The 25,928-nt window shown below is 65.0% G+C and carries 26 protein-coding genes and 1 tRNA gene; 8 read left to right on the top strand and 19 right to left on the bottom strand.

Annotated elements, in window-relative coordinates:
- Window positions 1-5 precede the first annotated feature (5 nt).
- From nuoF to WS66_RS17895, 13 genes are all read right to left on the bottom strand, one after another.
- Complete coding sequence (nuoF, locus tag WS66_RS17960) at window positions 6-1,316, bottom strand: NADH-quinone oxidoreductase subunit NuoF (protein ID WP_006756904.1); 1,311 nt, start codon at window positions 1,314-1,316, stop codon at window positions 6-8.
- Complete coding sequence (nuoE, locus tag WS66_RS17955; protein WP_006478266.1) at window positions 1,313-1,798, bottom strand: NADH-quinone oxidoreductase subunit NuoE; 486 nt, start codon at window positions 1,796-1,798, stop codon at window positions 1,313-1,315. The genes nuoF and nuoE overlap by 4 nt, the downstream gene beginning before the upstream one ends.
- Before the next feature lie 168 nt (window positions 1,799-1,966).
- The gene (locus tag WS66_RS17950) at window positions 1,967-3,220 is read right to left on the bottom strand and encodes an NADH-quinone oxidoreductase subunit D (RefSeq protein ID WP_006750459.1); all 1,254 of its coding nucleotides are present in this window, start codon (window positions 3,218-3,220) and stop codon (window positions 1,967-1,969) included.
- Window positions 3,221-3,229: 9 nt separating this feature from the next.
- Entirely contained in the window at window positions 3,230-3,832 is a 603-nt protein-coding gene (locus WS66_RS17945) for an NADH-quinone oxidoreductase subunit C (protein WP_059600431.1), read from the bottom strand.
- 21 nt (window positions 3,833-3,853) lie between these two features.
- Complete coding sequence (locus WS66_RS17940; RefSeq protein ID WP_006398799.1) at window positions 3,854-4,333, bottom strand: NuoB/complex I 20 kDa subunit family protein; 480 nt, start codon at window positions 4,331-4,333, stop codon at window positions 3,854-3,856.
- A 62-nt stretch (window positions 4,334-4,395) separates the two neighbouring features.
- A complete protein-coding gene (locus WS66_RS17935) occupies window positions 4,396-4,755 on the bottom strand; it encodes an NADH-quinone oxidoreductase subunit A (protein WP_006398798.1) in 360 nt (119 codons plus the stop codon).
- Window positions 4,756-4,909: 154 nt separating this feature from the next.
- A tRNA-Leu gene (locus WS66_RS17930) sits at window positions 4,910-4,994 on the bottom strand.
- 111 nt (window positions 4,995-5,105) lie between these two features.
- The gene (gene secG, locus WS66_RS17925) at window positions 5,106-5,483 is read right to left on the bottom strand and encodes a preprotein translocase subunit SecG (RefSeq protein ID WP_059600430.1); all 378 of its coding nucleotides are present in this window, start codon (window positions 5,481-5,483) and stop codon (window positions 5,106-5,108) included.
- Window positions 5,484-5,555: 72 nt separating this feature from the next.
- Window positions 5,556-6,311 (bottom strand): triose-phosphate isomerase, encoded by a 756-nt coding sequence (gene tpiA / locus WS66_RS17920; protein ID WP_059600429.1) that lies wholly within the window; start codon window positions 6,309-6,311, stop codon window positions 5,556-5,558.
- A gap of 141 nt (window positions 6,312-6,452) precedes the next feature.
- Window positions 6,453-7,472: an NAD(P)H-quinone oxidoreductase gene (locus tag WS66_RS17915; protein WP_059600428.1), complete on the bottom strand. Its 1,020-nt coding sequence runs from the start codon at window positions 7,470-7,472 to the stop codon at window positions 6,453-6,455.
- Window positions 7,473-7,612: 140 nt separating this feature from the next.
- Window positions 7,613-9,760 carry a polyribonucleotide nucleotidyltransferase gene (gene pnp, locus WS66_RS17910; RefSeq protein WP_059600427.1) on the bottom strand — a complete coding sequence of 716 codons (2,148 nt, stop codon included), beginning with the start codon at window positions 9,758-9,760 and terminating at the stop codon, window positions 7,613-7,615.
- 290 nt (window positions 9,761-10,050) lie between these two features.
- Window positions 10,051-10,320, bottom strand: coding sequence for a 30S ribosomal protein S15 (rpsO, locus tag WS66_RS17900; protein WP_006398792.1), 270 nt, complete (start codon window positions 10,318-10,320; stop codon window positions 10,051-10,053).
- A 107-nt stretch (window positions 10,321-10,427) separates the two neighbouring features.
- Window positions 10,428-11,687 (bottom strand): branched-chain amino acid ABC transporter substrate-binding protein, encoded by a 1,260-nt coding sequence (locus WS66_RS17895; RefSeq protein WP_059600426.1) that lies wholly within the window; start codon window positions 11,685-11,687, stop codon window positions 10,428-10,430.
- A gap of 168 nt (window positions 11,688-11,855) precedes the next feature.
- Here WS66_RS17895 and WS66_RS17890 point away from each other — a divergent pair, with 168 nt between their 5' ends.
- The 3 genes from WS66_RS17890 (at window position 11,856) to WS66_RS17880 (ending at window position 14,983) form a co-directional block, all read left to right on the top strand.
- Window positions 11,856-12,368 (top strand): hypothetical protein, encoded by a 513-nt coding sequence (locus tag WS66_RS17890; RefSeq protein ID WP_059600425.1) that lies wholly within the window; start codon window positions 11,856-11,858, stop codon window positions 12,366-12,368.
- 382 nt (window positions 12,369-12,750) lie between these two features.
- Window positions 12,751-13,392: a carbonic anhydrase gene (locus tag WS66_RS17885; protein ID WP_059600424.1), complete on the top strand. Its 642-nt coding sequence runs from the start codon at window positions 12,751-12,753 to the stop codon at window positions 13,390-13,392.
- Window positions 13,393-13,432: 40 nt separating this feature from the next.
- Window positions 13,433-14,983, top strand: a complete 1,551-nt coding sequence (locus WS66_RS17880; protein ID WP_059600423.1) for a SulP family inorganic anion transporter — start codon at window positions 13,433-13,435, stop codon at window positions 14,981-14,983.
- Between the two features lie 80 nt (window positions 14,984-15,063).
- On the opposite strand, the gene WS66_RS17875 is transcribed toward WS66_RS17880, so the two are convergent.
- From WS66_RS17875 to WS66_RS17845, 6 genes are all read right to left on the bottom strand, one after another.
- The gene (locus tag WS66_RS17875; protein WP_059600422.1) at window positions 15,064-16,608 is read right to left on the bottom strand and encodes a 2-isopropylmalate synthase; all 1,545 of its coding nucleotides are present in this window, start codon (window positions 16,606-16,608) and stop codon (window positions 15,064-15,066) included.
- Window positions 16,609-16,921: 313 nt separating this feature from the next.
- On the bottom strand, window positions 16,922-17,794 hold the full coding sequence (gene pssA, locus WS66_RS17865; protein WP_059600421.1) for a CDP-diacylglycerol--serine O-phosphatidyltransferase: 873 nt from the start codon (window positions 17,792-17,794) through the stop codon (window positions 16,922-16,924).
- 15 nt (window positions 17,795-17,809) lie between these two features.
- The gene (locus WS66_RS17860; RefSeq protein WP_059468119.1) at window positions 17,810-18,454 is read right to left on the bottom strand and encodes a phosphatidylserine decarboxylase; all 645 of its coding nucleotides are present in this window, start codon (window positions 18,452-18,454) and stop codon (window positions 17,810-17,812) included.
- A gap of 127 nt (window positions 18,455-18,581) precedes the next feature.
- Entirely contained in the window at window positions 18,582-19,598 is a 1,017-nt protein-coding gene (gene ilvC / locus WS66_RS17855; protein ID WP_059533228.1) for a ketol-acid reductoisomerase, read from the bottom strand.
- A gap of 95 nt (window positions 19,599-19,693) precedes the next feature.
- Window positions 19,694-20,185, bottom strand: coding sequence for an acetolactate synthase small subunit (gene ilvN / locus WS66_RS17850; protein ID WP_034207977.1), 492 nt, complete (start codon window positions 20,183-20,185; stop codon window positions 19,694-19,696).
- Window positions 20,186-20,296: 111 nt separating this feature from the next.
- Window positions 20,297-22,060 carry an acetolactate synthase 3 catalytic subunit gene (locus WS66_RS17845; RefSeq protein ID WP_059600420.1) on the bottom strand — a complete coding sequence of 588 codons (1,764 nt, stop codon included), beginning with the start codon at window positions 22,058-22,060 and terminating at the stop codon, window positions 20,297-20,299.
- 352 nt (window positions 22,061-22,412) lie between these two features.
- Between WS66_RS17845 and WS66_RS17840 the strand changes: the two genes are divergently transcribed.
- The 5 genes from WS66_RS17840 to WS66_RS17820 all read left to right on the top strand — a co-directional run bounded on the left by WS66_RS17840 (window position 22,413) and on the right by WS66_RS17820 (window position 25,908).
- Window positions 22,413-22,976 (top strand): RNA polymerase sigma factor, encoded by a 564-nt coding sequence (locus WS66_RS17840; protein WP_059600419.1) that lies wholly within the window; start codon window positions 22,413-22,415, stop codon window positions 22,974-22,976.
- On the top strand, window positions 22,973-23,398 hold the full coding sequence (locus WS66_RS17835) for a DUF3619 family protein (protein ID WP_059600418.1): 426 nt from the start codon (window positions 22,973-22,975) through the stop codon (window positions 23,396-23,398). Before WS66_RS17840 ends, WS66_RS17835 begins: the two co-directional genes overlap by 4 nt.
- Window positions 23,399-23,424: 26 nt before the next feature.
- Window positions 23,425-24,186: a DUF3106 domain-containing protein gene (locus tag WS66_RS17830; protein ID WP_059600417.1), complete on the top strand. Its 762-nt coding sequence runs from the start codon at window positions 23,425-23,427 to the stop codon at window positions 24,184-24,186.
- Window positions 24,187-24,264: 78 nt separating this feature from the next.
- Window positions 24,265-24,705, top strand: coding sequence for an RDD family protein (locus WS66_RS17825; RefSeq protein WP_442859301.1), 441 nt, complete (start codon window positions 24,265-24,267; stop codon window positions 24,703-24,705).
- Between the two features lie 264 nt (window positions 24,706-24,969).
- A complete protein-coding gene (locus WS66_RS17820; RefSeq protein ID WP_059600415.1) occupies window positions 24,970-25,908 on the top strand; it encodes a UDP-2,3-diacylglucosamine diphosphatase in 939 nt (312 codons plus the stop codon).
- The last annotated feature ends 20 nt before the right edge of the window (window positions 25,909-25,928 follow it).

Raw genomic sequence — 25,928 nt, 5'->3', positions numbered from 1 at the left:
TCGCTTCAGGCCGCCGCCGCGTGCGCGTGGCCGCCGACCATGCAGTGCTTATGCTCGACGTGGTACGCGAATTCGTCCCAGTAATGCTTCAGCATCCCGCGTACCGGCATCGCCGCCGCATCGCCGAGCGCGCAGATCGTGCGGCCCATGATGTTCTCGGCAACCGAGTTCAGCAGGTCCAGATCTTCCTGGCGGCCTTCGCCGTGCTCGATACGATTCACGACGCGATACAGCCAGCCGGTGCCTTCACGGCACGGCGTGCACTGGCCGCACGATTCCTCGTAGTAGAAGTACGACAGGCGCAACAGCGAACGCACCATGCAACGCGTCTCGTCCATCACGATCACCGCGCCGGAGCCGAGCATCGAGCCCGCCTTCGCGATCGAGTCGTAATCGAGATCGGTCTGCATCATGATGTCGCCCGGGATCACCGGTGCCGACGAACCGCCCGGAATCACGGCCTTGATCTTGCGACCGCCGCGCATCCCGCCGGCGAGCTCCATCAGCGTCGCGAACGGCGTGCCGAGCGGCACTTCATAGTTGCCCGGACGCTCGACGTCACCCGACACCGAGAAGATCTTCGTGCCGCCATTGTTCGGCTTGCCGATCTCGAGGTAATTCTGCGGCCCGATGGACAGCAGGAACGGCACCGCCGCGAACGTCTCGGTGTTGTTGATCGTGGTCGGCTTGCCGTACACGCCGAAGCTCGCCGGGAACGGCGGCTTGAAGCGCGGCTGGCCCTTCTTGCCTTCGAGCGACTCGAGCAGCGCCGTTTCCTCGCCGCAGATGTACGCGCCGTAACCGTGGTGCGCGTGCAGCTGGAACGAGAATTCCGAGCCCATGATGTTGTCACCGAGGAAACCCGCGGCACGCGCTTCATCGAGCGCAGCCTCGAAGCGTCGATACACTTCGAAGATTTCCCCGTGGATGTAGTTGTAGCCGACGGTGATGCCCATCGCGTACGCGCCGATGGCCATGCCTTCGATCAGTGCATGCGGGTTCCAGCGCAGGATGTCGCGATCCTTGAACGTGCCCGGCTCGCCTTCGTCCGAGTTGCAGACGAGGTACTTCTGCCCCGGGAACTGGCGCGGCATGAAGCTCCACTTCAGGCCGGTCGGGAAGCCCGCACCGCCACGGCCACGCAGGCCCGACGCCTTCACGTCGGCGATCACCTGCTCCGGCGGAATCTTTTCTTCGAGAATGCGGCGCAGCTGCTTGTAGCCGCCGCGCGCGACGTAGTCTTCGAGATGCCAGTTCTCGCCGTTCAGACCAGCGAGGATCAGCGGTTTGATGTGACGGTCGTGGAGGGACGTCATTTCGAGAGCTCCTCAAGCAGCTGGTCGATCTTCTCGCGGCTCATGAAGCTGCACATTCTGTGATTGTTCACCAGCAGCACCGGCGCATCACCGCAAGAGCCCATGCATTCGCCTTCCTTCAGCGTGAACTTGCCGTCGGGCGTGGTCTCGCCGAAGCCGATGCCCAGCTTCTGTTTAAGGTAGTCGGCAGTCGCTTCCGCGCCGCCGTGCGGGCCAAGCTGGCACGGCAGGTTCGTGCAGAGCGTGATCTTGTGCTTGCCGACCGGTTTGAGCTCGTACATCGTGTAGAACGTCGCGACTTCCTGCACGGCAACGGCCGGCATGCCGAGATAGTCCGCGACGAACTGCATCAGTTCGGGCGACAGCCAGCCGTGCTCTTCCTGAGCAACGGCCAACGCCGACATCACGGCGGACTGTTTCTGATCGGCGGGATACTTCGTCAACGCTCGATCGATTTCCTTCAGGCCTTCAGCTGAGATCATTTTCAGACACGACTCTTTCAATTCCTACCGAACGAACAACCTGCCGCACTGCTGTGCAAGGACGGCAGACCTGGCGCTCACTGTTGACAGCTTGCGAAGCCACGCCGGTTCAGCGCGCATCGCGTGTGACTTACTGCTCGCCGCCCGCTCGCGCAGGCGGCGCAACCATTAGCGATCGATCTCGCCGAACACGATGTCCTGCGTACCGATGATCGTGACGGCGTCGGCAATCATGTGGCCGCGCGCCATTTCGTCGAGCGACGCGAGGTGCGCGAAGCCCGGTGCGCGGATCTTGAGGCGATACGGCTTGTTGGCACCGTCCGACACGAGGTAGATGCCGAATTCACCCTTCGGATGCTCGACCGCCGCGTACGCTTCGCCTTCCGGCACGTGAAAACCTTCGGTGAAGAGCTTGAAGTGGTGAATCAAGTCTTCCATGTTGGTCTTCATGCCGACGCGCGACGGCGGTGCAACCTTGTGATTGTCCGTCATCACCGGGCCCGGATTCTTGCGGAGCCACTCAATACACTGTTTCGCGATGCGGATCGACTGGCGCATTTCCTCGACGCGCACCAGATAGCGGTCGTAGCAATCGCCGTTCACGCCGACCGGCACGTCGAAATCCATGCGGTCGTACACTTCGTACGGCTGCTTCTTGCGCAGGTCCCACGCGATACCCGAGCCGCGCAGCATCGGACCCGTCAGGCCCATCTGAAGCGCACGCTCCGGGCTGACGACGCCGATCCCGACCAGACGCTGTTTCCAGATCCGGTTGTCGGTCAGCAGCGTTTCGTATTCGTCGACGCACTTCGGGAAGCGCGTGAAGAAGTCGTCGATGAAGTCGAGCACCGAGCCGCTGCGCGCTTCGTTCATCTTCGCGAGCGCCTTCTCGTTGCGAATCTTCGACGCCTTGTATTGCGGCATTGCGTCAGGCAGGTCGCGGTAGACGCCGCCCGGACGGTAGTACGCCGCGTGCATCCGGGCACCGGACACCGCTTCGTACACGTCCATCAGGTCTTCGCGCTCGCGGAATGCGTACAGGAACACCGCCATCGCGCCGACGTCGAGTGCGTGCGCGCCGATCCACATCAGATGGTTCAGCACGCGCGTGATCTCGTCGAACAGCACGCGGATGTACTGCGCGCGCTCAGGCACGTCGATGCCGAGCAGACGCTCGATTGCGAGCACATAGCCGTGCTCGTTGACCATCATCGACACGTAGTCGAGACGGTCCATGTACGGCACGGACTGGATGAAGGTCTTGCTTTCCGCGAGCTTTTCAGTCGCGCGATGCAGCAAGCCGATGTGCGGATCGGCGCGCTGGATGACTTCGCCGTCGAGCTCGAGCACGAGACGCAGCACGCCGTGCGCTGCCGGGTGCTGCGGGCCGAAGTTGAGGGTGTAGTTCTTGATTTCTGCCATGACGCCCCCTTAATGTTTCAGACCGCCATAGCGATCCTCGCGGATCACGCGCGGCGTGATTTCGCGCGGCTCGATCGTCACCGGCTGGTAGACGACCCGCTTCTCTTCCGGGTCGTAACGCATTTCGACATAACCCGACACCGGGAAGTCCTTTCGGAACGGATGGCCGATGAAGCCGTAGTCGGTGAGGATGCGACGCAGATCGGGGTGACCCTCGAACACGAGGCCGTACAGGTCGAACGCCTCGCGCTCGTACCAGTTTGCGGAGGCCCAGATGTCGACGAGCGATGCCACGATCGGCAGATCGTCGTCCGGAGCAAACACACGCAGACGCAGGCGCCAGTTGTTCGTGACCGACAGCAGCTGCGACACGGCCGCGAAACGCGGGCCGTCGTAGGCGCCGTCGCCGTAGGTCTGGTAATCGACGCCGCAGAGGTCGATCAGTTGCTCGAAACGGAGCTTCGGATCGTCGCGCAGCATCTTTGCGACTTCGAGGTAATCGCTCGCCTTCACGACGAGCGTCAGTTCACCGATCGCTTCGGTGAGGCTCACCACGCGCGCGCCGAGCGCTGCTTCGAGGTTTGCCTTGAGGGTCTCGATTTTGCTTGCCATATTGAGGGGACGCTCGGGACTTTATTGACGGGCGATGGTGTTGGTGCGGCGGATCTTCGCCTGAAGCTGGATCACGCCGTAGACCAGCGCCTCGGCCGTGGGCGGACAGCCCGGTACGTAGACGTCGACCGGCACGATCCGGTCGCAACCGCGAACCACCGAGTACGAGTAGTGGTAGTAACCGCCACCGTTCGCGCACGACCCCATCGAGATCACCCAGCGCGGCTCGGCCATCTGGTCGTACACGCGGCGCAGTGCGGGCGCCATCTTGTTGCACAGTGTGCCGGCGACGATCATCACGTCCGACTGACGCGGGCTCGGACGGAACACGACCCCGAACCGGTCCAGGTCATAACGGGCCGCGCCCGCATGCATCATCTCGACGGCGCAACACGCGAGCCCGAACGTCATCGGCCACAGCGAGCCGGTACGCGTCCAGTTGATCAGCTTGTCAGCCGTCGTGGTGACAAACCCTTCCTTCAAGACCCCTTCGATACTCATTTGCTTTCCACTCCAGACGAGCGGCCCAGCGTGGCCGCCCATGCAAACCGGCGATTAACCCATCACTCCCAGTCGAGGCCGCCTTTCTTCCAGATATAGGCAAAGCCCAGCAGGAATTCGAGCAGAAAAATCATCATTGCGATGAAACCCGGCCAGCCGATGTCCCGGAGCGCGACGCCCCACGGAAACAGGAATGCGGTTTCGAGATCGAAGATGATGAACAGGATGGCGACGAGGTAGTACCGGACGTCGAATTTCATCCGGGCGTCTTCAAAGGCTTCGAAGCCGCACTCGTACGGTGCATTCTTCTCGACGTCCGGCTTGTTGGGACCAAGGAGCTTGCCGATGCTGACCAGCGCTATACCTAAACCAGTGCCCACGAGGAGGAACAACAAGACGGGGTAATAGGCTGCGAGGTTCAAGGCAATCCTCTATCGGTTGGTTCTGAGCGTCCGGAGAATACCACTTCCGGCGGAAGGAATCATTTCGGAGTGCTCGCGATCACAAGACAATCGCAAGGCACACCCCAGAAATGAAAAATGCCAGCCACTAGAAGCGGCTGGCATTGAGTAACTTTGGTGCCGACGGCGAGACTCGAACTCGCACAGCTTTCGCCACTACCCCCTCAAGATAGCGTGTCTACCAATTTCACCACGTCGGCACTGCATGCAACTCGGGTTGTGCTGCTTGTTTCCCGCGAATCGCTTCAAGAATTAAATTCTAACCCGAGTTCCAGATTTGTTCAACGCACAAACGCAAAAATTTTGACCTTTTATTTCGGGACATCCTGGCCGGGCGCGCTTGCTGCCGAACCTGCGGCAGCGGACGCCGCGATGGCCGGCGCCGACGCTGCGGGCGCCGATGCCGGCGCGGTCGCGGCAGCACCGAGCACGCCCGCCGACGGCGTCGACTTGTACGAACCGAGGTACGTCAGCGCGAGCGTCGCGACGAAGAAGATCGTCGCGAGAATGCCCGTCGTGCGCGACAGGAAGTTGGCGGAGCCCGTTGCACCGAACAGGCTGCCCGACGCGCCGCTGCCGAATGCAGCGCCCATGTCCGCACCCTTGCCGTGCTGCAGCAGCACGAGTCCGATCACACCGAGTGCAGACAGCACCTGCACGACAATAATCAGCGTCTTGAATAACAGCATCACACCCACCCGATTGGATCAGGCAACCGGACCAACCGGCCGCCATCATGGTTCAATTCGATCCCGGACCGCTCAACGTGCGGCCCGGCAGATCGCCAGGAAATCTTCCGCCTTCAGCGACGCGCCGCCGATCAGGCCGCCGTCGATGTCGGGCTGCGCGAACAGCTCTTCCGCGTTGTCCGGCTTCACGCTGCCGCCGTACAGCACCGATACGTCCGCCGCCCCCTTCGCCGCGAGACGCGCCCGCAGGAATGCGTGCACGTCCTGCGCCTGCGCCGACGTCGCGCTCTTGCCCGTGCCGATCGCCCAGACCGGCTCGTATGCGACGACGATGCGGGCGGCTTCGTCAGCCGTCAGCACGGCCAGCACGGCGTCGAGCTGCGCACCGACTACCTGCTCGGTCGCGCCCGCTTCGCGCTCGTCGAGCGTTTCACCGACGCACACGACGGGCGTGAGGCCCGCCGCAAGCGCGCGTTGCGTCTTCGCGGCGACGGTTTCGTTGCGCTCGCCGTGATACGCGCGACGCTCCGAGTGACCGACGATCGCATACTGCGCGCCGAACTCCGCCACCATCGCGGCCGCCACTTCACCGGTGAACGCGCCCTGCTCGTGCGCGGACACGTCCTGCGCGCCGAACGCGACACGGCCGCCGCCGAGCTGCGCCTGAACCTGCGCGAGGTACGGGAACGGCACGCACACGCCGACCGACGTTTCGGCCGGCACCGCACCCGCGCCCTGCATCACTTCGTTCAGCAATGCCTGGTTGCCGGCCAGCCGGCCGTGCATCTTCCAGTTGCCGATCACTCGCTTCGTTCGTTGTTTCGACATCGTGTCTGTCTCGTCACTATCTTGTCATTAACGCACCGGAAACCGGCCCGTCAGGTTGGATCTGGCGAAGCAAACCCGCGATTTTACTGCGCTCGGCTTGAACCGGTCAAACCACACATGTCAAGCCCGTCGCACGGGCCGTCACGCGTTCGCACCCCAATCGAGCACGATCTTGCCGATGTGCTCGCCGCTTTCCATCAGCGCATGCGCCTGGGCGGCCTCCCCTGCCGGCAGCACGCGGTAGATGACGGGTTTGATGCGACCGTCCGCGAGCAGCGGCCAGACACGCGCCTTCAACTGCGCGGCGATGCGCGCCTTGAACTCGACCGGCCGCGGACGCAACGTCGAGCCCGTCACCGTCAACCGGCGGCGCAGGATTTCATTCAGGTTGACCTCGGCCTTCGCGCCGCCGAGCAGCGCGATCAGCACGAGGCGGCCGCCATCCGCGAGCGCGGACAGTTCGCGCGGCACGTACGAGCCCGCGACCATGTCGAGGATCACGTCGACGCCGCGATCGTGCGTCAGCGACTTGACGACCTCGACGAAGTCTTCGGTCTTGTAGTTGATCGCACGCTCGGCGCCGAGCGCCTCGCATGCACGGCATTTATCGGCACTCCCCGCCGTCGCGAAGACACGAAAGCCGAGCGCGTGCGCGATCTGGATCGCCGTCACGCCGATCCCGCTCGAGCCGCCCTGCACGAGCAGCGTTTCCTGCTCGCCGCCCTCGCCCGCGCCGAGCAGCGCGCGGTCGAACACGTTGCTCCACACCGTGAAGAAGGTTTCGGGCAGCGATGCGGCCTCGATGTCAGTCAGCCCGTCGGGCACCGGCAGGCATTGCGGCAGCGGCGCGACCGCATATTCGGCGTAACCTCCGCCCGCGAGCAGCGCGCAGACGCGATCGCCCACCTTCAGGTCGAACGGGTTCAGCGCCGCATCCGACAGGTCACCGCCGACAATCTCGCCCGCGACCTCGAGGCCCGGCAGATCCGACGCCCCCGGCGGCGGCGCATACGCGCCCTTGCGCTGGAATACGTCCGGCCGGTTCACGCCGGAAGCCGCCACCTTGATCAGCACTTCGCCGCGCTTCGGTTCCGGGCGCGGACGCTCCGCGAGCTTCAGCACGTCGGGGGCGCCGAATTCGGTGATTTCGATGGCTTTCATGGTGGTCGCTCCAGGATCAGTCGGGGGCGCACCCGTGCGCGGCACGGGCGCCTCGCCGGCGCTGCTGCGCCGCACAACGATGCTACAGAAAAAACGGCCGGCACGCTTTCGCACTGCCGGCCGCTCTTACGCCCGTCCGCTTACTGCTGCGGCGGCGTATCCGACTGCGACGCTGCCGCTGCTTCGTTCAGCAGCGCCTTCGCCGACAGACGCACGCGGCCCTTCTCGTCCGTCTGGATCACCTTGACCTTCACCTGCTGACCTTCCTTCAGGTAGTCGTTGATGTCCTTCACGCGCTCGTTGACGATTTCCGAGATGTGCAGCAGGCCGTCCTTGCCCGGCAGCAGGTTCACGATCGCGCCGAAATCGAGCAGCTTGAGCACCGTGCCTTCGTACACCTGGCCGACTTCGATCTCGGCCGTGATGTTCTCGATGCGCTTCTTCGCTTCGGCCATGCCTTCGCTGCTCGTGCTCGCGATCGTCACGACGCCGTCATCCGAGATGTCGATGGTTGTGCCCGTTTCTTCCGTCAGCGCGCGGATCACCGAACCACCCTTGCCGATCACGTCGCGGATCTTTTCCGGGTTGATCTTGATCGTGATCATGCGCGGCGCGAATTCCGACAGTTGCGTGTTCGCACCCGAGACCGCCGACGTCATCTTGCCGAGGATGTGCATGCGGCCTTCCTTCGCCTGCGCGAGCGCGACCTGCATGATTTCCTTCGTGATGCCCTGGATCTTGATGTCCATCTGCAGCGCCGTCACGCCTTGCTCCGTGCCGGCCACCTTGAAGTCCATGTCGCCGAGGTGATCCTCGTCGCCGAGGATGTCGGTCAGCACCGCGAACTTGTTGCCTTCGAGGATCAGGCCCATCGCGATACCCGCGACGTGCGCCTTCATCGGCACGCCGGCGTCCATCAGCGCGAGGCAGCCGCCGCACACCGACGCCATCGACGACGAGCCGTTCGATTCGGTGATTTCCGACACGACGCGGATCGAGTAGCCGAATTCGTCGGCGCTCGGCAGGCACTTGACCAGCGCGCGCTTCGCAAGACGGCCGTGGCCGATTTCACGACGCTTCGGCGAGCCGACGCGCCCCGTTTCGCCGGTCGCGAACGGAGGCATGTTGTAGTGGAGCATGAAGCGCTCGCGGTATTCGCCTTCGAGCGCGTCGATGATCTGCTCGTCACCCTTCGTGCCGAGCGTCGCGACGACGAGCGCCTGCGTTTCGCCACGCGTGAACAACGCCGAACCGTGGGTGCGCGGCAGCACGCCGGTGCGGATCTCGATCGGACGCACGGTGCGCGTGTCGCGACCGTCGATGCGCGGCTCGCCATTCAGGATCTGCGAACGGACGATCTTCGCTTCGATGTCGAACAGGATGTTGCCGACGGTAGCCTTGTCGGCCGCGACCGTGCCGGCCGCCAGCGCGTCTTCCTCGAGCTTCGCCGAGGTCGCCGCGTAGACTTCCTTCAGCTTCGTCGAACGCGCCTGCTTGTCGCGCAGCTGGTAAGCGGCGAGCAGGTCGCCGTGCGCCAGTTCCGTCACGCGCGCGATCAGCGCCTCGTTCTTCGGTGCCGGCTGCCAGTCCCACTCGGGCTTGCCACCTTCGCGCACGAGTTCGTGGATCGCGTCGATCGCCGTCTGCATCTGCTCGTGACCGAACACGACCGCGCCCAGCATCACGTCTTCCGGCAGCTGGTCGGCTTCCGATTCGACCATCAGCACCGCGCGCTCCGTGCCGGCGACGACGAGATCGAGGCTCGACGCCTTGATCTGGTCACGCGTCGGGTTCAGCACGTATGCGTTGTCGATGTACGCGACGCGCGCGGCACCGACCGGGCCGTTGAACGGCAGGCCCGACACGGCGAGCGCAGCCGATGCACCGATCAGCGCGGGGATGTCCGCCGGGATTTCCGGGTTCACGGACAGCACGTGGATCACGACCTGCACTTCGTTGTAGAAGCCTTCCGGGAACAGCGGGCGCAGCGGACGGTCGATCAGGCGCGACGTCAGCGTCTCGTGTTCCGACGGACGGCCTTCGCGACGGAAGAAGCCGCCCGGGATCTTGCCGGCCGAGTAGGTCTTTTCGAGGTAGTCGACGGTCAGCGGGAAGAAATCCTGGCCCGGCTTTGCCGACTTCGCGCCGACGACGGTTGCCAGCACGACGGTGTCTTCCACGTCGACGATCACGGCACCGCTCGCCTGGCGAGCGACTTCACCGGTTTCGAGGCGCACCTTGTGCTGGCCCCACTGGAATTCCTTCACGACCTTGTTGAACATGGACATGGTTGCTCCTTTGAATTCATTCATTTCATTCGCCGCCCGGGTCATCCCGTGCGGCGGCGTCCCGACCGAATCACCCGGAGCAAGGTGTGTTTTTTATGCCATTCCAGCGCGGCGCTCGTCGAGCGACGCGCTGGAATGACACAAATCCCGACCCCGGTATCAGCCGTTCCGGCAGCCGGCACTCACGTGCCGGACAACCTGCGGTGCGCGTGACGCTACGCACCGCGCAAAAACAAAATGCCTGCATCAGCGGACTGACACAGGCATCTTGCTGGCGGCAATCGCCTCGATTACTTACGCAGACCCAGCTTCTCGATCAGCGCGCGGTAACGGTCGGCATCCTTGCCCTTGAGGTAGTCGAGCAGCTTGCGGCGGCGGCTCACCATGCGCAGCAGGCCGCGGCGGCTGTGGTGGTCCTTCGCGTGGGTCTTGAAGTGACCCGTCAGTTCGACGATACGTGCGGTCAGCAGTGCGACCTGGACTTCGGGCGAACCCGTGTCGTTGGTACCGCGGGCGAACTGAGCAACGACTTCCGACTTCTTGATATCTGCAACAGACATGTGATTTCCTTTCTAACTGAACAGGCGGACACGGAAGAATGGCCGTGCCGTGACTTACAACCGGCGGGCATTGTAGCACAACTCCCCGCCGTTCTTACCGCCTCCTGTCACGGACGCGTCATCGAGCACGCCGACGGCATCTCCGTGCGCTGCGCCGGCACAGCCAGCACCGTCCGGAAGCCATAGCCCGACCCCTCGTTGTCGAAGCGCACGCCCGGCGTGCCGGCCTTGTCCATCTCCATTACATAAAGGGGCTGGATCAGCTGGTGATCCTGCGCGCGCATCCGCGACGCATGGAAGCCGTCGTCGAACGACAGGCCCTCGAGCGACCGCGCGACCGCCACGGGGTCGGCCGACCCCGCCCGGTTCATCGCCGCGGCCAGCATCTCGATCATCAGGCTCATCCGCCGCACCGGATAGTCGTCCTGCGCGGCCGGGAATCGGGTCCGGAACGTGCGGTAGAACGCGTCGGATTTCGAGCCACCTGCGTTCGGGTGCCAGTCGGCCACGGCCACGACGCGCCCGACCCCGGCATCGCCCAGGGCGGCCGGCGCGCCGAGACTGTTGCCGTAGAACGTATAGAACTTCGCGTTCAGCCCCTGCTCGCGCGCCGCCTTCACGAGCAGCGTGAGGTCGTTGCCCCAGTTGCCGGTCACGACGGCATCCGCGCCGCTCGCGCGGATTTTCGCGATGTACGGCGAGAAATCCTTGATCCGGCCGATCGGATGGAATTCGTCGCCGGCGATCGTCACGTCCGGGCGCCGCGCGGCCAGCGCCTGCCGCGCGAGCGTGCTGACGTCGTGACCGAAGCTGTAGTCCTGGTTCAGCAGATAGACCTTGCGCAGCGCGCGGTCGCGCGCCATCACGTCCGCGAGCGCGGCCATCCGCATGCCCGCGTGCGCATCGAAGCGGAAATGCCAGAAGCTGCAGCGCGCGCCGGTGAGCGCGGGATCGTCGGCCGAATAGTTCAGCAACAGCATCCGGTTGTCCGGGTCGCGCGCGTTCAGCTTGTCGAGCGCCGCGACGAGCGCGGCCGCGACGGCCGAACTGTTGCCTTGCGCAACGAAGCCGATATGGCGGTCCGCGGCCGCGCGCAGTTGCACGAGCGCCTCCTCCGGGCTGCCCTTGCTGTCGAGCACGACAAGTTCGAGCGGGTGCGCGCCGTCGCGCAGCTTCACGCCGCCCGCCGCGTTGACCTGCTCGACGCCGAAGCGCAGGTTGCGCTCGACCGCCGCGCCCGCGTTCGCGAACGGGCCCGACATCCCCTCGATCAGCGCGATCCGCACCGGCTCGCCGCCGGCAAACGCGGACGACACCAGCATCCATCCTGCGCTCAACGCGAGCGCGCACCATTTCCACCCCTGCATCGGCCACCTGCCCTTCGATCTGCCCGAGAAGCGCGGATCATAGGCCGGCGCGCCCGCCGCCCGCAAGCTTCGCCACGCCGCCGATCCGCACCGATTTTTTCCGCGCGATGCACCGGCGCGCGCCGTCCGTGATACAACGGGGCCTGTTTCCGTGTTCTGGAGAATCCCATGCGCATTCGTATTCCCGCGCGCCTGCCGGTGCTGGTCGCCGGTGCCGCCGCACTGCTGGCCGGTTGCGCGCAACCGTGGCAGCAATATCAGGCCGGCCAGGACGAGTCGGCGATCGTCGCGCGCATGGGCCCGCCGCGCGAGATCTACGACCTGCCCGGCGGCGGCAAGCGGCTGATGTGGCCGACCCAGCCGATGGGCGAAATCACGATCGCGGCCGACGTCGACGCAGCCCACAGGATCGTCAACGTGCGCCAGGTGCTGCAGCCGAGCGAGTTGTATCGCGCGGAGGTCGGCAAGTGGACGAAGACCGACGTGCTCGTCAATTTCGGCCGCCCGGTCGAGACGTCCTACTTCCCGCTGATGAAGCGCGAGGTGTGGACGTACCGGTATCTCGAGGACAACGTCTGGTACATGATGTACAGCTTCTATTTCGATCCGCAGGGCATCCTGCGCACCACGCAGAAAACACCGGACCCGCTGCACGATCCCGATCGCCGCAATCTGTTCTGACCGATTGCGCATTTACGCGCAATTTTCACAATGGCCATTCACGAATTATTGCGTGAATGGCCATTTCGTTTTTTCCGCCACATTATTCAATGCACGGAATATGGCGGAAAACTTTTCCGGTCAATGACATCCCGATGGCAATCCGCTGAACGCCCCGTCATGCGGCCCTATGCGCAGAAACCGGCATACGCGATGCATGTCATGCGTCGGGTTGGTGCACGCAATGCACTGCGCCAAATCAATTTGAAACAGTTTGTTTCAATGCCCCCGGAGCGCTAGGGCATACCCCTAATATCAGTCCAAATCCAACCTTTCAATTTAGAAAGAATGGAGTTGCGTCATTTCGTCGATATTTATTTGCCGTTATCAAAAAGGAGTCCTCATGAATCGCCCCAAGAGCATGCTGGTTGCCAACATTGCCTGGGCCCGCGAGACGCGTGAACACACGCCCGGTTTCTTCGACGCGCTCGCGCGTGGCCAGAACCCGCGCGTGCTGTGGATCGGCTGCGCAGACAGCCGTGTGCCGGCCGAAACCATCACGCACTGCGCGCCCGGCGAACTGTTTGTCCATCGCAACATCGCGAACCTGTTCCATCCCGACGACGACAATTCCGCCAGCGTGCTCGAGTACGCGGTGCGCGTGCTGAAGGTCGACCACGTGATCGTGTGCGGCCACTACGGCTGCGGCGGCGTGCGCGCGTCGCTGCTGCCGCCGCCGGCCGACCTGCCGCACGTCGCGCGCCGCATCGCGCCGCTCTGCGCGCTCGCGCGGCGCCATCGCGACACGCTCGACGGGCTCGACGACACGGCCGCCGCCGACCGCCTCGCCGAGCTGAACGTGCTCGAGCAGGTGCGACTGCTGCGCGCATCGCCGATCGTGCGCGACCGCGAACGGCCGCCGCTCGTGCACGGCTGGATATTCTCGCTCGCCGACGGTCGCCTGCTGGAGCTCGATTCCGGCTACGCGGCACCCCCCGTCGACGTCGAACCCGCGCTGGCCACGACCGCCGCCGCGCTCGGCTGATTCATCCCCCCGCCCCAACGCCCACGAAACCGCCCCAACCATGAAACTGAACGAGCGCCTGTCCACCCTGCCGCGCGACATCGTCGCCGGCATCGTCGTTTTCCTCGTCGCGCTGCCGCTCTGTCTCGGCATCGCCAACGCCTCCGGCGTCGAACCGTTCGCCGGGCTCGTGTCCGGCATCGTCGGCGGCATCGTCGTCGCGCTGCTGAGCGGCTCGTCCCTGTCCGTCAGCGGGCCGGCCGCCGGCCTCGTCGTGATCGTCGTCGAAGGGATCGCGCAACTCGGCAGCTTCTCCGCGTTCCTGCTCGCGGTGCTGCTGTCCGGCGTGCTGCAGTTCGGGTTCGGCATGCTGCGCGCCGGCCGCTTCGCCGCCTACGTGCCGTCGCCCGTCATCAAGGGCATGCTCGCCGCGATCGGCCTGCTGCTGATCGTGAAGCAGATTCCGTTCGCGTTCGGCATCGGCGGCTCGGCTGCGCAATCGTTTGCGAACTGGCCGGGCCTGCCGGTCGCATGGGCTGCCACGGCCATCGCGCTCGCGTCGCTCGCGCTGCTGATCGCATGGGACACGCCCGCGCTGCGCCGCTTAGCGCTGGTGCGCTCGGTGCCCGCGCCGCTCGCGGTCGTCGTGCTCGGCATCGGCGCGACGCTCGTGCTGGGCTTCGTCGCGCCGGCCGTTGCGCCGGGCGCGGCCCATCGCGTGACGCTGCCCGAGCTCGGATCGTTCGCGGCGTTCGCGGCCTCGCTCAAGCATGCGGAGCTCGGCCCGAACTTCGCGCAGCTCGTCAATCCGGACGTGTGGCGCGTCGCGATCACGCTCGCGGTCGTCGCGAGCCTCGAGACGCTGCTGAGCCTGGAGGCGGTCGAGCAGATCGACCCGAAGCGCCGGCCGACGCAGCCCGATCGCGAACTGAAGGCCCAGGGCGTCGGCAATCTCGTCGCGGGTGCGTTCGGCGGGCTGCCGATCACGTCGGTGATCGTGCGCAGCTCGGTGAACGTGAACGCGGGTGCGCAAAGCCGGATGTCGGCGATCGTGCACGGGATCCTGCTGCTTGCCAGCGTGTTCGCGCTCACCGGGCTCATCAACCTGATCCCGCTCGCAAGCCTGGCCGCGATCCTGATCCATACGGGCTTCAAGCTCGCGAAACCGGCGCTGTTCCGCTCGGTGCTGAAGCAGGGCCCGGCCGCGTTCGTGCCGTTCGCCGCGACGATCGCGGGCGTGCTCGCGGTCGACCTGCTGTTCGGCATTGCCGTCGGCCTCGCGTGCAGCGTGCTGGCGGTCGCCGTCGCGAACCTGAAGAGCCCCGTCACGCTCGCGCAGCACGACGACCACTTCCTGCTGTCGTTCCGCAAGGACGTCTCGTTCCTCGGCAAGGTGCAGGTCAAGCATCACCTGCGGCACATTCCCGACCGCGCGGCCGTGATCATCGACGCAACGCGCGCCGACTACATCGATCACGACGTGCTCGAACTGCTCGACGCGTTCGTCGCCGATGCGCCGCGGCGCGGGATCACGGTCGAATTCCGCCGCCGCAGCCCGACGCCTCGCCCCGCCGCGCGCCGCTGGCTGTTCCGCGCGCCGGCGGCCGAATGAATGGCGCATGAAAAAACACCCCGGGCGGCGCAAGGCCGCACGGGGTGTTTCGTGTGCTTCGAGCGCTCGACGCGCAGCGCTTACGAGCGCTGCGGGTTGACCTTGTCGTCCTTCGAATGCAGTTTGTTCAGCGCCGAAATGTACGCCTTCGCGGACGCCGCGACGATGTCCGGATCGGTGCCAACGCCGTTGACGATCCGCCCGCTCTTCGACAGCCGGACGGTCACTTCGCCCTGCGCCTGCGTGCCGGTCGTGATCGCGTTCACCGAATACAGGAGCAGTTCGGAACCGCTGCCGACTTCGCCCTCGATCGCGTTGAACGTCGCATCGACCGGCCCGTTGCCGCGCGCCTCGCCGGTCACTTCCTTGCCCTCGACCGCGAACACGATCTTCGCCTGCGGCTGCTCGCCCGTCTCAGAATGCTGTGACAGCGACACGAACTTGAAGTGCTCCTGCTCCTGCGCGAGCGCCGATTCTTCGGAGACGATCGCGATGATGTCTTCGTCGAAGATCTCAGCCTTGCGATCGGCGAGGTCCTTGAAGCGCATGAACGCGGCGTTCAGCTCGGCTTCGCTGTCGAGCGACACGCCGAGCTCCTGCAGGCGCTGCTTGAACGCGTTGCGGCCCGACAGCTTGCCGAGCACGATCTTGTTCGCGGTCCAGCCCACGTCTTCCGCGCGCATGATCTCGTAGGTGTCGCGCGCCTTCAGCACGCCGTCCTGGTGGATGCCCGACGCGTGCGCGAACGCGTTCGCGCCGACCACGGCCTTGTTCGGCTGCACGACGAAACCGGTGATCTGCGACACGAGCTTCGACGTCGGCACGATCTGCGTGGTGTCGATGCCGACGTCGAGGCCGAAGTAGTCCTTGCGGGTCTTCACGGCCATCACGATTTCCTCGAGCGACGTATTGCCCGCGCGCTCGCCGAGACCGTTGATCGTGCACTCGACCTGCCGCGCACCGCCGATCTTCACGCCGGCGAGCGAGTTCGCCACCGCCATCCCGAGGTCGTTGTGGCAGTGCACGGAGAAGATCGCCTTGTCCGAGTTCGGAATGCGTTCGCGCAGCGTCTTCACGAGGTTGCCGTAGAGTTCCGGCACGCCGTAGCCGACCGTGTCGGCGATGTTGATCGTCGTCGCCCCTTCGGCGATCACGGCTTCCAGCACGCGGCACAGGAAGTCGAGATCCGAACGGCTGCCGTCTTCCGGCGAGAATTCGACGTTGTCGGTGAACTTGCGCGCGAAGCGCACCGCGAGGCGAGCCTGCTCGAACACCTGGTCCGGCGTCATCCGCAGCTTCTTCTCCATGTGCAGCGGCGACGTCGCGATGAACGTGTGGATCCGCGAGCTATTGGCCGGCTTCAGGGCGTCGGCCGCACGCTGGATGTCCTTGTCGTTGGCGCGCGCCAGCGAGCAGATCGTGCTCTCCTTCACCAGGCCGGCGATCGTGTGGATCGCGTCGAAGTCGCCGTTCGAGCTGGCCGCGAAGCCGGCCTCGATCACGTCGACCTTCATCCGCTCGAGATGCTTCGCGATGCGGACTTTCTCTTCCTTCGTCATCGACGCACCGGGCGATTGTTCACCGTCACGCAACGTCGTATCGAAAATGATCAGCTTGTCTGTCATGGGGGGCTCCAGGGCTCTTTATACGGGAATCAAACGTAATGAGATCGCGCCACCGCTGGCGACGCTCAACAACAGACGAGGCTTGACGGAGGGCGAGAACGGTCAGCGCGGCAGGCGCGCCAAAGCTAGCGCGCGTAGCGGCGCACCGGCTAGAAGGAGGGAGAGGCGGGAAAATGCAGTCATGCCGAAGACTATAGCGGCATTCCGCTGGGTGCGCAATCGGACGGCACCCGGGATGCCGGACCGCGCCGCGCGGAAAAGGGGCAAATGAAAACGGCGGCCTCGTGGCCGCCGTTGTCGGGCAGGTTGCGCGTCAGTGATCGCGCTGCGACGAGCGCGCGGGGTTCGCCCGTCCGCGCACGGCCATGTAGGCCCAAAACACGTAGCCGGACAGCCCGTACAGCACGAACAGGCAGAACAGCATCAACGGCGGATCGGACGACACGAGCACGAACGCGACGACGACCAGCAGGATCGCCGCGAACGGCACGCGGTGCCGTACGTCGAGCGCCTTGCCGCTGTAGAACGGCGCGTTCGACACCATCGTCACGCCTGCATAGATCGTCAGTGCGAACGCGACCCAGGGCAGCCAGCCGAGCTTCATCGGCACGCGGTTGTCGGTCGCGAGCCAGACGAAGCCGGCGATCAGCGCGGCAGCGGCCGGGCTCGGCAGCCCCTGGAAGAAGCGCTTGTCGACGACGCCGATGTTCGTGTTGAAGCGCGCGAGACGCAGCGCGGCGCCCGAACAGTAGACGAATGCAGCGAGCCAGCCCCAGCGGCCAAGATCCTTCAGCACCCACTCGTACATCACGAGCGCCGGCGCGACGCCGAACGACACCATGTCCGACAGGCTGTCGAACTGTTCGCCGAACGCGCTTTGGGTATGCGTCATCCGCGCGACTCGCCCGTCCATCCCGTCGAGCACCATCGCGACGAAGATCGCGATCGCGGCGATCTCGAAGCGCACGTTCATCGCCTGCACGACCGCGAAGAAGCCGCAGAACAGCGCGGCGGTCGTGAACGCGTTCGGCAGCAGGTAGATGCCGCGCGTCTTCAGGAACCGTTGCCGCGCGGCGCGGCGGCTCTCGATGGGCGCCTGATCCGGCGCCATCACCTTGTTGCGGCGGAACGGGCGTGGCGTCTGGCCGGAGCCGTTGCGCGGACGACGCGGTTTGAATGCGGCCATCGTGCGTCCCGCCGCTTACTGTTCGAGCTCGGCGAGGATCGTCGACGACGCGTAGACCTTCTCGCCGATCGACACCTTCGCGCGGCTGCCGAGCGGCAGGTACACGTCGACGCGCGAACCGAAGCGGATGAAACCGTAGCGCTGACCGCGCGACAGCGGCTCGCCGGCACGCACGTAGCACAGGATCCGGCGGGCGACGAGGCCTGCGATCTGCACGGCGGTGACGGTCTTGCCGCTCGCCGTCTGGATCACGACCGCATTGCGCTCGTTCTCGGTCGACGCCTTGTCGATCGCCGCGTTCAGGAACGCGCCCGGGAAGTATTCGACCTTGGTGACCGCGCCGTCGACCGGCGAACGCTGCGAATGGACGTTGAAGACATTCATGAACACGCTGATCTTCAGCGCTTCGCGATTCGCGTACGGATCCTGGGTGGTCTCGACCGCGACGATGCGGCCGTCCGCCGGGCACAGCACCGCGTTCGGCTGCGCCGGGATCGGGCGCTGCGGATCGCGGAAGAACTGGACGACGAAGACGAGCAGCAGCCAGAACGGCCACGCGAAGCCGAAGCCCCCGACGGCGTGGATCAACAACGCGATGACGGCTGCAATCGCGATGAACGGCCAGCCTTCGCGCGCGATGATCGGATGAGGATAGTTCATGGGTTCGTTCGGTGTTCGGTGAATTGCAAAGCCCGTAGGATAGCAAAAGCCGCCCGGGGCACTGCTGCCTTCGGACGGCTTTTTGATACCGACCCTCCACTCGAAGGGCCGGAACAGCACGTGGTGCTTAGTTCTTCGTCTGGTCGACGAGCTTGTTCTTCGCGATCCACGGCATCATCGCGCGCAGCTTCGAGCCGACCTGCTCGATCTGGTGCTCGGCCGTCAGGCGACGGCGCGACTGCAGCGTCGGCGCACCTGCCTTGTTCTCGAGAATGAAGCTCTTCGCGTATTCGCCCGTCTGGATGTCGGTCAGGCACTGCTTCATCGCCTTCTTCGTCTCTTCCGTGACGACGCGCGGGCCCGTCACATACTCGCCGTACTCGGCGTTGTTCGAGATCGAGTAGTTCATGTTCGCGATGCCGCCTTCGTAGATCAGGTCGACGATCAGCTTCAGTTCGTGCAGGCACTCGAAGTACGCCATTTCCGGCGCGTAGCCCGCTTCGACCAGCGTCTCGAAACCTGCCTTGATCAGCTCGACGGTACCGCCGCACAGCACGGCCTGCTCGCCGAACAGGTCGGTTTCGGTCTCTTCACGGAAGTTCGTCTCGATGATGCCGGCACGGCCGCCACCGTTCGCTGCCGCATACGACAGCGCGATGTCGCGTGCCGCGCCCGACTTGTTCTGCGCAACCGCGATCAGGTGCGGCACGCCGCCGCCTTGCGAGTACGTGCCGCGCACGGTGTGGCCCGGTGCCTTCGGCGCGATCATGATCACGTCGAGGTCGGCGCGCGGGATCACCTGGCCGTAGTGGACGTTGAAGCCGTGTGCGAATGCCAGTGCGGCGCCCTGCTTGATGTTTGCGTGCACTTCCTTCGCGTACACGTCGGCGATCTGCTCGTCCGGCAGCAGCATCATGACGACATCCGCGCCCTTCACCGCTTCCGCGACTTCCTTGACCGACAGGCCTGCGTTTTCGGCCTTGCTCCACGACGCGCCGCCCTTGCGAAGGCCGACCGTCACGTTCACGCCGCTGTCCTTCAGGTTCAGTGCGTGTGCATGGCCTTGCGAGCCGTAGCCGATGATCGTGACTTGCTTGCCCTTGATGAGGGAGAGGTCAGCGTCTTTATCGTAGAAAACGTTCATGATGGTTCCTTCGCCAATTCAAAAATTCAACAATTCGTTCAGATGGAGTACTGCGGGCCGGGACATGACGGCGCACCCGGCGTGCCTGTCTGGCATCACACCTTCAGGATGCGCTCGCCGCGTCCGATGCCGGAGCTGCCGGTGCGCACGGTCTCTAGGATCGCGGTCGCGTCCAGCCCCTGGATGAATGCGTCGAGCTTGTCGCTCGCGCCCGTCAATTCGATCGTGTAGGTCTTTTCGGTCACGTCGATGATGCGGCCGCGGAAAATATCCGACATCCGCTTCATTTCTTCGCGCTCCTTGCCCACTGCTCGTACCTTGATCAGCATCAGCTCACGTTCGATGTGTGCACCGTCGGTCAGGTCCACCACTTTCACCACCTCGATCAGGCGGTTCAGATGCTTCGTGATCTGTTCGATCACGTCGTCAGAGCCAATGGAAACGATGGTCAGCCGCGACAGCGATTGGTCTTCGGTCGGCGCCACCGTCAAGGTTTCGATGTTGTAGCCGCGTGCGGAAAACAGACCGACCACGCGCGACAGCGCGCCCGGTTCGTTTTCCAGCAGGACGGAAATGATGTGTCTCATGTTCGCTTCTTCCAGAATGTGTCCGTGTCGATTCACTCGCGCCGCGCGCCGCCCGGTGCCGCACCGCCCTTCGTGAAGGCGGCCGCCTCGGCCCTGGCGCGCGTCGCGCCGTTACAGATCTTCCGATCCGAGCAGCATCTCGGTGATGCCCTTGCCGGCCTGTACCATCGGCCAGACGTTTTCGGTCGGATCGGTCTGGAAGTCGAGAAACACGGTGCGGTCCTTCAGGCGCAGCGCTTCCTTCAGCGCCGGCTCCACATCCGAGGTCTTTTCGATCCGCATGCCGACATGGCCGTACGCTTCGGCGAGCTTCACGAAATCGGGCAGCGCATCCATGTACGAATGCGAATAGCGCTTGCTGTATTCGATCTGCTGCCACTGGCGGACCATGCCGAGATAGCGGTTGTTCAGCGAAATGATCTTCACGGGCGTGTCGTACTGCAGGCAGGTCGACAGTTCCTGGATGCACATCTGGATCGAGCCTTCGCCCGTGATGCACAGCACGTCGTCGTCCGGGTGCGCCATCTTGACGCCCATCGCCGCCGGCAGGCCGAAGCCCATCGTGCCGAGGCCGCCGGAATTGATCCAGCGACGCGGCTTGTTGAAACGGTAGAACTGCGCCGCCCACATCTGGTGCTGACCGACGTCCGAGCACACGAACGCGTTGCCGTCCGTCAGCTCCCACGCCTTCTCCACCACGTACTGCGGCTTGATGATCTCGCTTTCGCGGTCGAACTTCAGGCAGTCCTTCGAGCGCCAGTCCTCGATGTCCTTCCACCATTGCGCGAGCGCCTCGGTGTCGGGGCCATGCTCGGCCGTCTGCAGTTGCTCGATCAGCTCCTTCAGCACTTCCTTCACGTCGCCAACGATCGGAATGTCGACCTTCACACGCTTCGAGATCGACGACGGGTCGATGTCGATGTGGATGATCTTGCGCGGACGCGACGCGAAGTGCGCCGGGTCGCCGATCACGCGGTCGTCGAAGCGGGCGCCGATCGCGATCAGCACGTCGCAGTGCTGCATCGCCATGTTCGCTTCGTACGTGCCGTGCATGCCGAGCATGCCGAGGAATTTCTTGTCCGATGCGCGATAGCCGCCGAGGCCCATCAGCGTGTTCGTGACCGGGTAGCCGAGCAGGTCGGCGAACTGGTTCAGTTCGCGCGCAGCGTCGGCGAGGATGATGCCGCCGCCCGTGTAGATATAGGGACGCTTTGCCGACAGCAGCAGCGACACGGCCTTGCGGATCTGGCCCGAATGGCCCTTCGTGACGGGGTTGTACGAGCGCAGCGACACGCTCTTGATCGGCTCGTACTGGCACGGCGTCTTCGAGATGTCCTTCGGGATGTCGATCAGCACCGGGCCCGGACGGCCGGTGCGGGCGATGTAGAACGCCTTCTTGACGGTTTCCGCGAGGTCGCGCACGTCCTTCACGAGGAAGTTGTGCTTCACGCACGGACGCGTGATGCCGACCGTATCGCATTCCTGGAACGCGTCCTGGCCGATCGCGGCAGTCGGCACCTGGCCGCTGATCACGACCATCGGGATCGAATCCATGTAGGCCGTTGCAATGCCGGTCACCGCATTGGTGACACCGGGGCCGGACGTCACGAGACAGACGCCGACGTTGCCGGTGGAACGCGCATACGCATCGGCTGCGTGCACGGCCGCCTGTTCGTGGCGAACCAGCACGTGCTGAATCTTGTCCTGCTTGTAAAGCTCGTCGTAGATGTAGAGTACCGAGCCGCCGGGATAGCCCCAGATGAATTCGACGTTCTCGTCGGCCAGTGCTTTCATGAGCACGGTGGCGCCGATGGAGTCGCTATCGGGAGGGGAAAGGGGTTCCGACGTGGAGAATTCCGCGCTGGGCATGTTCATTTTGACCTTTCGAATTTTCGGCAAAAAATTGATCGGGTGCTCTCTGCCGGGCTTGTGGCTCGGGTTCAAGCGGCGCGTCCAGTTTGAAGGGCGGGCTTCTTGGGCCAGCCTCAAATGAGACCATCACTTCATGTTGCGAATCGCTGACGATAGCGGGTCATGATTGGGTCGTCAAGCAAAATATCCCGCAGCGCATCATGCGCCCCGCCCGGCGGCCCGCGGACGCTGCTCGCGCGCAACGTACCGAGCCGTCACCGGTGCCAAGTCGCGCGAAAATTTGTTAGCATCCGCGGGTTTTACGAAATTTTTCGACCTTTCACACGCCGCAGTCCGCAGCGCATACCTTTACGGAATGGCATCAGACAAGGAACTCGCCGACTTTCTGGCGGGCGTCGAAAGGCGCGCGTTCAAGCAGGCTGCGTACGCCGTGCGCGACGACGATGCGTCGCTCGACATCGTGCAGGACGCGATGATCAAGCTGGCGGAGAAGTACGGCGACCGGCCGGTGGCCGAGCTGCCGCTGCTGTTCCAGCGGATCCTGCAGAACGCGATCCATGACTGGTTCCGCCGGCAAAAGGTCCGCAATACCTGGGTCACGCTCTTTTCGTCGCTCAACAACACGGACGACGAGGACTTCGATCCACTGGAAACGCTCGAGTCCGCGGACGACAACGCGGGCGTCGAGAGCACCGAGCACCGCCTCGAGCGGGAGCAGGTGCTGTCCCTGATCGACGCAGAAATCCGGAAACTTCCGACGCGTCAACGGGAAGCGTTCCTGATGCGTTATTGGGAAGATATGGATGTCGCCGAGACTGCCGCCGCAATGGGGTGCTCCGAAGGCAGCGTCAAGACGCACTGCTCGCGAGCCACCCACACCCTGGCGCAAGCGCTCAAGGCCAAAGGAATCACGCTATGAGCTCCGCTCCCGTAAATCGAGAATACGAATTCGCGCTGAAGGTCCGCCGCGCGCTGGACGAACGTGCCGCGGCGCTGCCTGCCGCAACCACCGACCGTCTGGCTGCCGCGCGCCGGGCCGCGCTCGCGCGCAAGAAGCCGGAACCCGCGACCGCGCCGGTGTTCGTGCCCGCCTTCGCCGGTGCCGCCGCCGCATACGGCACGCCGCTCGCGAGTCGCCCGCAGACGTCGTTCGCGCGCCGCCTGCTGCGCGCCTGGCCGCTCGCGCTGCTGCTCGCGGGGCTCGTCGGCATCGCGTACTGGGAAGACATGCAGCGCACCGCCGAACTCGCCGACATCGACGCGGCGATGCTCAGCGACGACCTGCCGCTCAACGCGTATCTCGATCACGGGTTCAACGCGTATCTTTCGCACGCACGCTAACAGAGAATAACGAGGGGATCGCACGGGTGAGTCAGAAACGCGGCCTGGCCGTACTTTTCGGATGCGTGATCGCGATCGCCGTTTCCTACGTCGCCACCTATTCCCGATTCAACCCGCCCGCCGCGACGGTCTCCGCGGCGGCCAGCAGCGCGCCCGCGCCGACCTCGGCCGCCGCCGGGCTGACCACCGAACTCGCCCCGCTGCCCCTGCCGCTGCCTGCCGCCAACGGCCCGCTGTCGTGGGCGCGCCTGACGCCTGCGCAACGCTCGGCACTCGCACCGTTCGCCGACCAGTGGGATGGCTTCAGCGACGCTCGCAAGCGCAAATGGCTGAGGATCGCATCACGTTTCGCGAAATTGACGCCCGATGAGCAGAAGCACCTACAGGACAGGATGTCCGAGTGGGCGCGGATGACGCCCGAGCAGCGCCGCGTCGCGCGTGAGAATTACCAGAGCGCGAAGGAGCTGTCCGCGCAGGCGCGCGAGCGTGCGTGGAAGGCCTACCAGCAACTTCCCGAAGAACAGAAACAGCGCCTGGCCGCGACCGCGCGCCGTCGCCGACCGAGCGTCGTCAGCGCGCCGCCGTCGGTCGCCGACCGCGATGTGCGCCGCCTCGTCAATTCGCACGAGCACCCGGCGAGCAACCCCGCGGCGGCATCGGCGCCCGCTACGGCCGGCGCCGGCGCACCGCCCGTGGCGGCATCATCCACGTCAGGCACCGCACCCGCGCCTGCGACCGTCACGCCCGTCTCGCCGGCCGACGCGCCGTCGATGTTCAAGGGTTCCTGACCCGACGTGGCGAGCGCCCCCGCACCCCAGGCCTCGGCCGTCTTCGCCGCGCCGTCCGTGCGGCGGCGCCTCGCCGCGATGCTGTACGAAGCCGTGCTGCTGTTCGGCATCGTGTTCTTCGCCGGCCTCGCATTCAGCCTCGCGACGCAGCAGCGCAACGGCCTCGTTCACCACAACCTCCTCGCCGCGTGGATCGCGCTCGTCGTCGGCGCGTACTTCGTCTGGTTCTGGACCCACGGCGGCCAGACGCTGCCGATGAAGACCTGGCGGCTGCGGCTCGAATCGTCGAGCGGCCAGCCGCTGAACGCCGGCCATGCGCTCGTTCGCTACGCGCTCGGGTGGCTGTGGTTCCTGCCGCCGCTCGCGCTGCATCCGCTCCTCGGCCTGTCGGTGCCCGTCACGCTCGCGCTGGCTGCCGCGTGGATCGTCGCATGGGCCGGCGCCGCCCGCCTGCACACCGATCGTCAATTCCCGCACGACCGCATCGCCCGCACGCGCGTCGTCGCGATTCCGCGCTGACGCGATTGCGCGGTCCGCGCGAGCGCGACCGGTTCCGCGCGTCGGTGCATCCGTCAGACGAAATCCCTTGAAGGCACCGTCACGGCCACCCCGCTCGGCATGCCCGATCATCGCAAAGGCGGTTGGTTCGGCAGATTGCGCAACGCCGCCGCATTCACTGCTAAACATGGCGGAACGACAGTAATAAGAACGTCTCGTGACTGTCACGGCATGGTCACGCCCGCATGGCGCAATGCCGGTAATGTCAACCGGCGCGAGTCATGCATGGGCCAGAAAACGTCCGCGACCTCCCTGTTCCGTCAACCCCTCGGCGCCCGCGCCGTCACCGCCTTCCTGTCCGGCTCGGCCGCAACCGATGCCCTTTCGTCGAACGAGCCGACGGCCGCGCACGCCAGGCAGCACGACGACCCCGAGCCGTCCGCCCAGCGCTACCGCACGATCTGGCTGTCCGACATTCACCTCGGCTCGAGCGGATGCCAGGCGCCGTACCTGCTCGACTTCCTGCGCCACAACGATTCGGAATACCTGTACCTCGTCGGCGACATCATCGACGGCTGGCAGCTGAAGAAGGGCTGGTACTGGCCGCAGGCGCACAACGACGTCGTGCAGAAGGTCTTGCGCAAGGCGCGCAAGGGCACGCAGGTGGTCTACATTCCGGGCAACCACGACGAAGGCGCGCGGCAGTTCTGCGACCTCGCGTTCGGTGACATCCAGGTGCGGGGCGAGGCATTTCACACGACGCTCGCGGGCAAGCGCCTGTGGATTGTCCACGGCGACCTGTTCGACGGCGTGATCCAGCACGCGAAATGGCTCGCGTATCTCGGCGACACGCTCTACACGCTGATCCTCGTGCTGAACCGCTGGTTCAACCGGATCCGCAGCCGGCTGGGCTTCCAGTACTGGTCGCTGTCGCAGTACCTGAAGCATCAGGTGAAGAACGCGGTGAACTTCATCTCGCAGTTCGAGACCGTGATGACCGACGAAGCGCGCCGCCGCGGCTGCGACGGCGTCGTGTGCGGGCACATCCACAAGGCGGAGATCCGCGACATCGACGGCGTGCTGTACTGCAACGACGGCGACTGGGTCGAAAGCCTGTCCGCGCTCGTCGAAACGATGGAAGGCGAACTGAAGATCGTCTACTGGACGGCGATGCGCACCGCGCCGTCCGCTGCCCCGTCGCGCAAGGCCAAGGCCACCGCCTGACACAACTCCACTTACAGGAC

The organism is Burkholderia sp. LA-2-3-30-S1-D2 (genome assembly GCF_001523915.2).
Classification (GTDB): Bacteria; Pseudomonadota; Gammaproteobacteria; order Burkholderiales; family Burkholderiaceae; genus Burkholderia; species Burkholderia diffusa.
The sequence above is the reverse complement of the archived record's forward strand: the minus strand, read 5'-3'. Positions and strand labels throughout refer to the sequence as shown.

What these genes read in the sequence shown, in the direction of transcription:
- nuoF (WP_006756904.1), bottom strand. Translation starts at nt 1,316, where the DNA reads ATGACGTCCCTCCACGACCGTCACATCAAACCGCTGATCCTCGCTGGT.
- nuoE (WP_006478266.1), bottom strand. Translation starts at nt 1,798, where the DNA reads ATGATCTCAGCTGAAGGCCTGAAGGAAATCGATCGAGCGTTGACGAAG.
- WS66_RS17950 (WP_006750459.1), bottom strand. Translation starts at nt 3,220, where the DNA reads ATGGCAGAAATCAAGAACTACACCCTCAACTTCGGCCCGCAGCACCCG.
- WS66_RS17945 (WP_059600431.1), bottom strand. Translation starts at nt 3,832, where the DNA reads ATGGCAAGCAAAATCGAGACCCTCAAGGCAAACCTCGAAGCAGCGCTC.
- WS66_RS17940 (WP_006398799.1), bottom strand. Translation starts at nt 4,333, where the DNA reads ATGAGTATCGAAGGGGTCTTGAAGGAAGGGTTTGTCACCACGACGGCT.
- secG (WP_059600430.1), bottom strand. Translation starts at nt 5,483, where the DNA reads ATGCTGTTATTCAAGACGCTGATTATTGTCGTGCAGGTGCTGTCTGCA.
- tpiA (WP_059600429.1), bottom strand. Translation starts at nt 6,311, where the DNA reads ATGTCGAAACAACGAACGAAGCGAGTGATCGGCAACTGGAAGATGCAC.
- WS66_RS17915 (WP_059600428.1), bottom strand. Translation starts at nt 7,472, where the DNA reads ATGAAAGCCATCGAAATCACCGAATTCGGCGCCCCCGACGTGCTGAAG.
- pnp (WP_059600427.1), bottom strand. Translation starts at nt 9,760, where the DNA reads ATGTCCATGTTCAACAAGGTCGTGAAGGAATTCCAGTGGGGCCAGCAC.
- rpsO (WP_006398792.1), bottom strand. Translation starts at nt 10,320, where the DNA reads ATGTCTGTTGCAGATATCAAGAAGTCGGAAGTCGTTGCTCAGTTCGCC.
- WS66_RS17895 (WP_059600426.1), bottom strand. Translation starts at nt 11,687, where the DNA reads ATGCAGGGGTGGAAATGGTGCGCGCTCGCGTTGAGCGCAGGATGGATG.
- WS66_RS17890 (WP_059600425.1), top strand. Translation starts at nt 11,856, where the DNA reads ATGCGCATTCGTATTCCCGCGCGCCTGCCGGTGCTGGTCGCCGGTGCC.
- WS66_RS17885 (WP_059600424.1), top strand. Translation starts at nt 12,751, where the DNA reads ATGAATCGCCCCAAGAGCATGCTGGTTGCCAACATTGCCTGGGCCCGC.
- WS66_RS17880 (WP_059600423.1), top strand. Translation starts at nt 13,433, where the DNA reads ATGAAACTGAACGAGCGCCTGTCCACCCTGCCGCGCGACATCGTCGCC.
- WS66_RS17875 (WP_059600422.1), bottom strand. Translation starts at nt 16,608, where the DNA reads ATGACAGACAAGCTGATCATTTTCGATACGACGTTGCGTGACGGTGAA.
- pssA (WP_059600421.1), bottom strand. Translation starts at nt 17,794, where the DNA reads ATGGCCGCATTCAAACCGCGTCGTCCGCGCAACGGCTCCGGCCAGACG.
- WS66_RS17860 (WP_059468119.1), bottom strand. Translation starts at nt 18,454, where the DNA reads ATGAACTATCCTCATCCGATCATCGCGCGCGAAGGCTGGCCGTTCATC.
- ilvC (WP_059533228.1), bottom strand. Translation starts at nt 19,598, where the DNA reads ATGAACGTTTTCTACGATAAAGACGCTGACCTCTCCCTCATCAAGGGC.
- ilvN (WP_034207977.1), bottom strand. Translation starts at nt 20,185, where the DNA reads ATGAGACACATCATTTCCGTCCTGCTGGAAAACGAACCGGGCGCGCTG.
- WS66_RS17845 (WP_059600420.1), bottom strand. Translation starts at nt 22,060, where the DNA reads ATGAACATGCCCAGCGCGGAATTCTCCACGTCGGAACCCCTTTCCCCT.
- WS66_RS17840 (WP_059600419.1), top strand. Translation starts at nt 22,413, where the DNA reads ATGGCATCAGACAAGGAACTCGCCGACTTTCTGGCGGGCGTCGAAAGG.
- WS66_RS17835 (WP_059600418.1), top strand. Translation starts at nt 22,973, where the DNA reads ATGAGCTCCGCTCCCGTAAATCGAGAATACGAATTCGCGCTGAAGGTC.
- WS66_RS17825 (WP_442859301.1), top strand. Translation starts at nt 24,265, where the DNA reads ATGCTGTACGAAGCCGTGCTGCTGTTCGGCATCGTGTTCTTCGCCGGC.
- WS66_RS17820 (WP_059600415.1), top strand. Translation starts at nt 24,970, where the DNA reads ATGGGCCAGAAAACGTCCGCGACCTCCCTGTTCCGTCAACCCCTCGGC.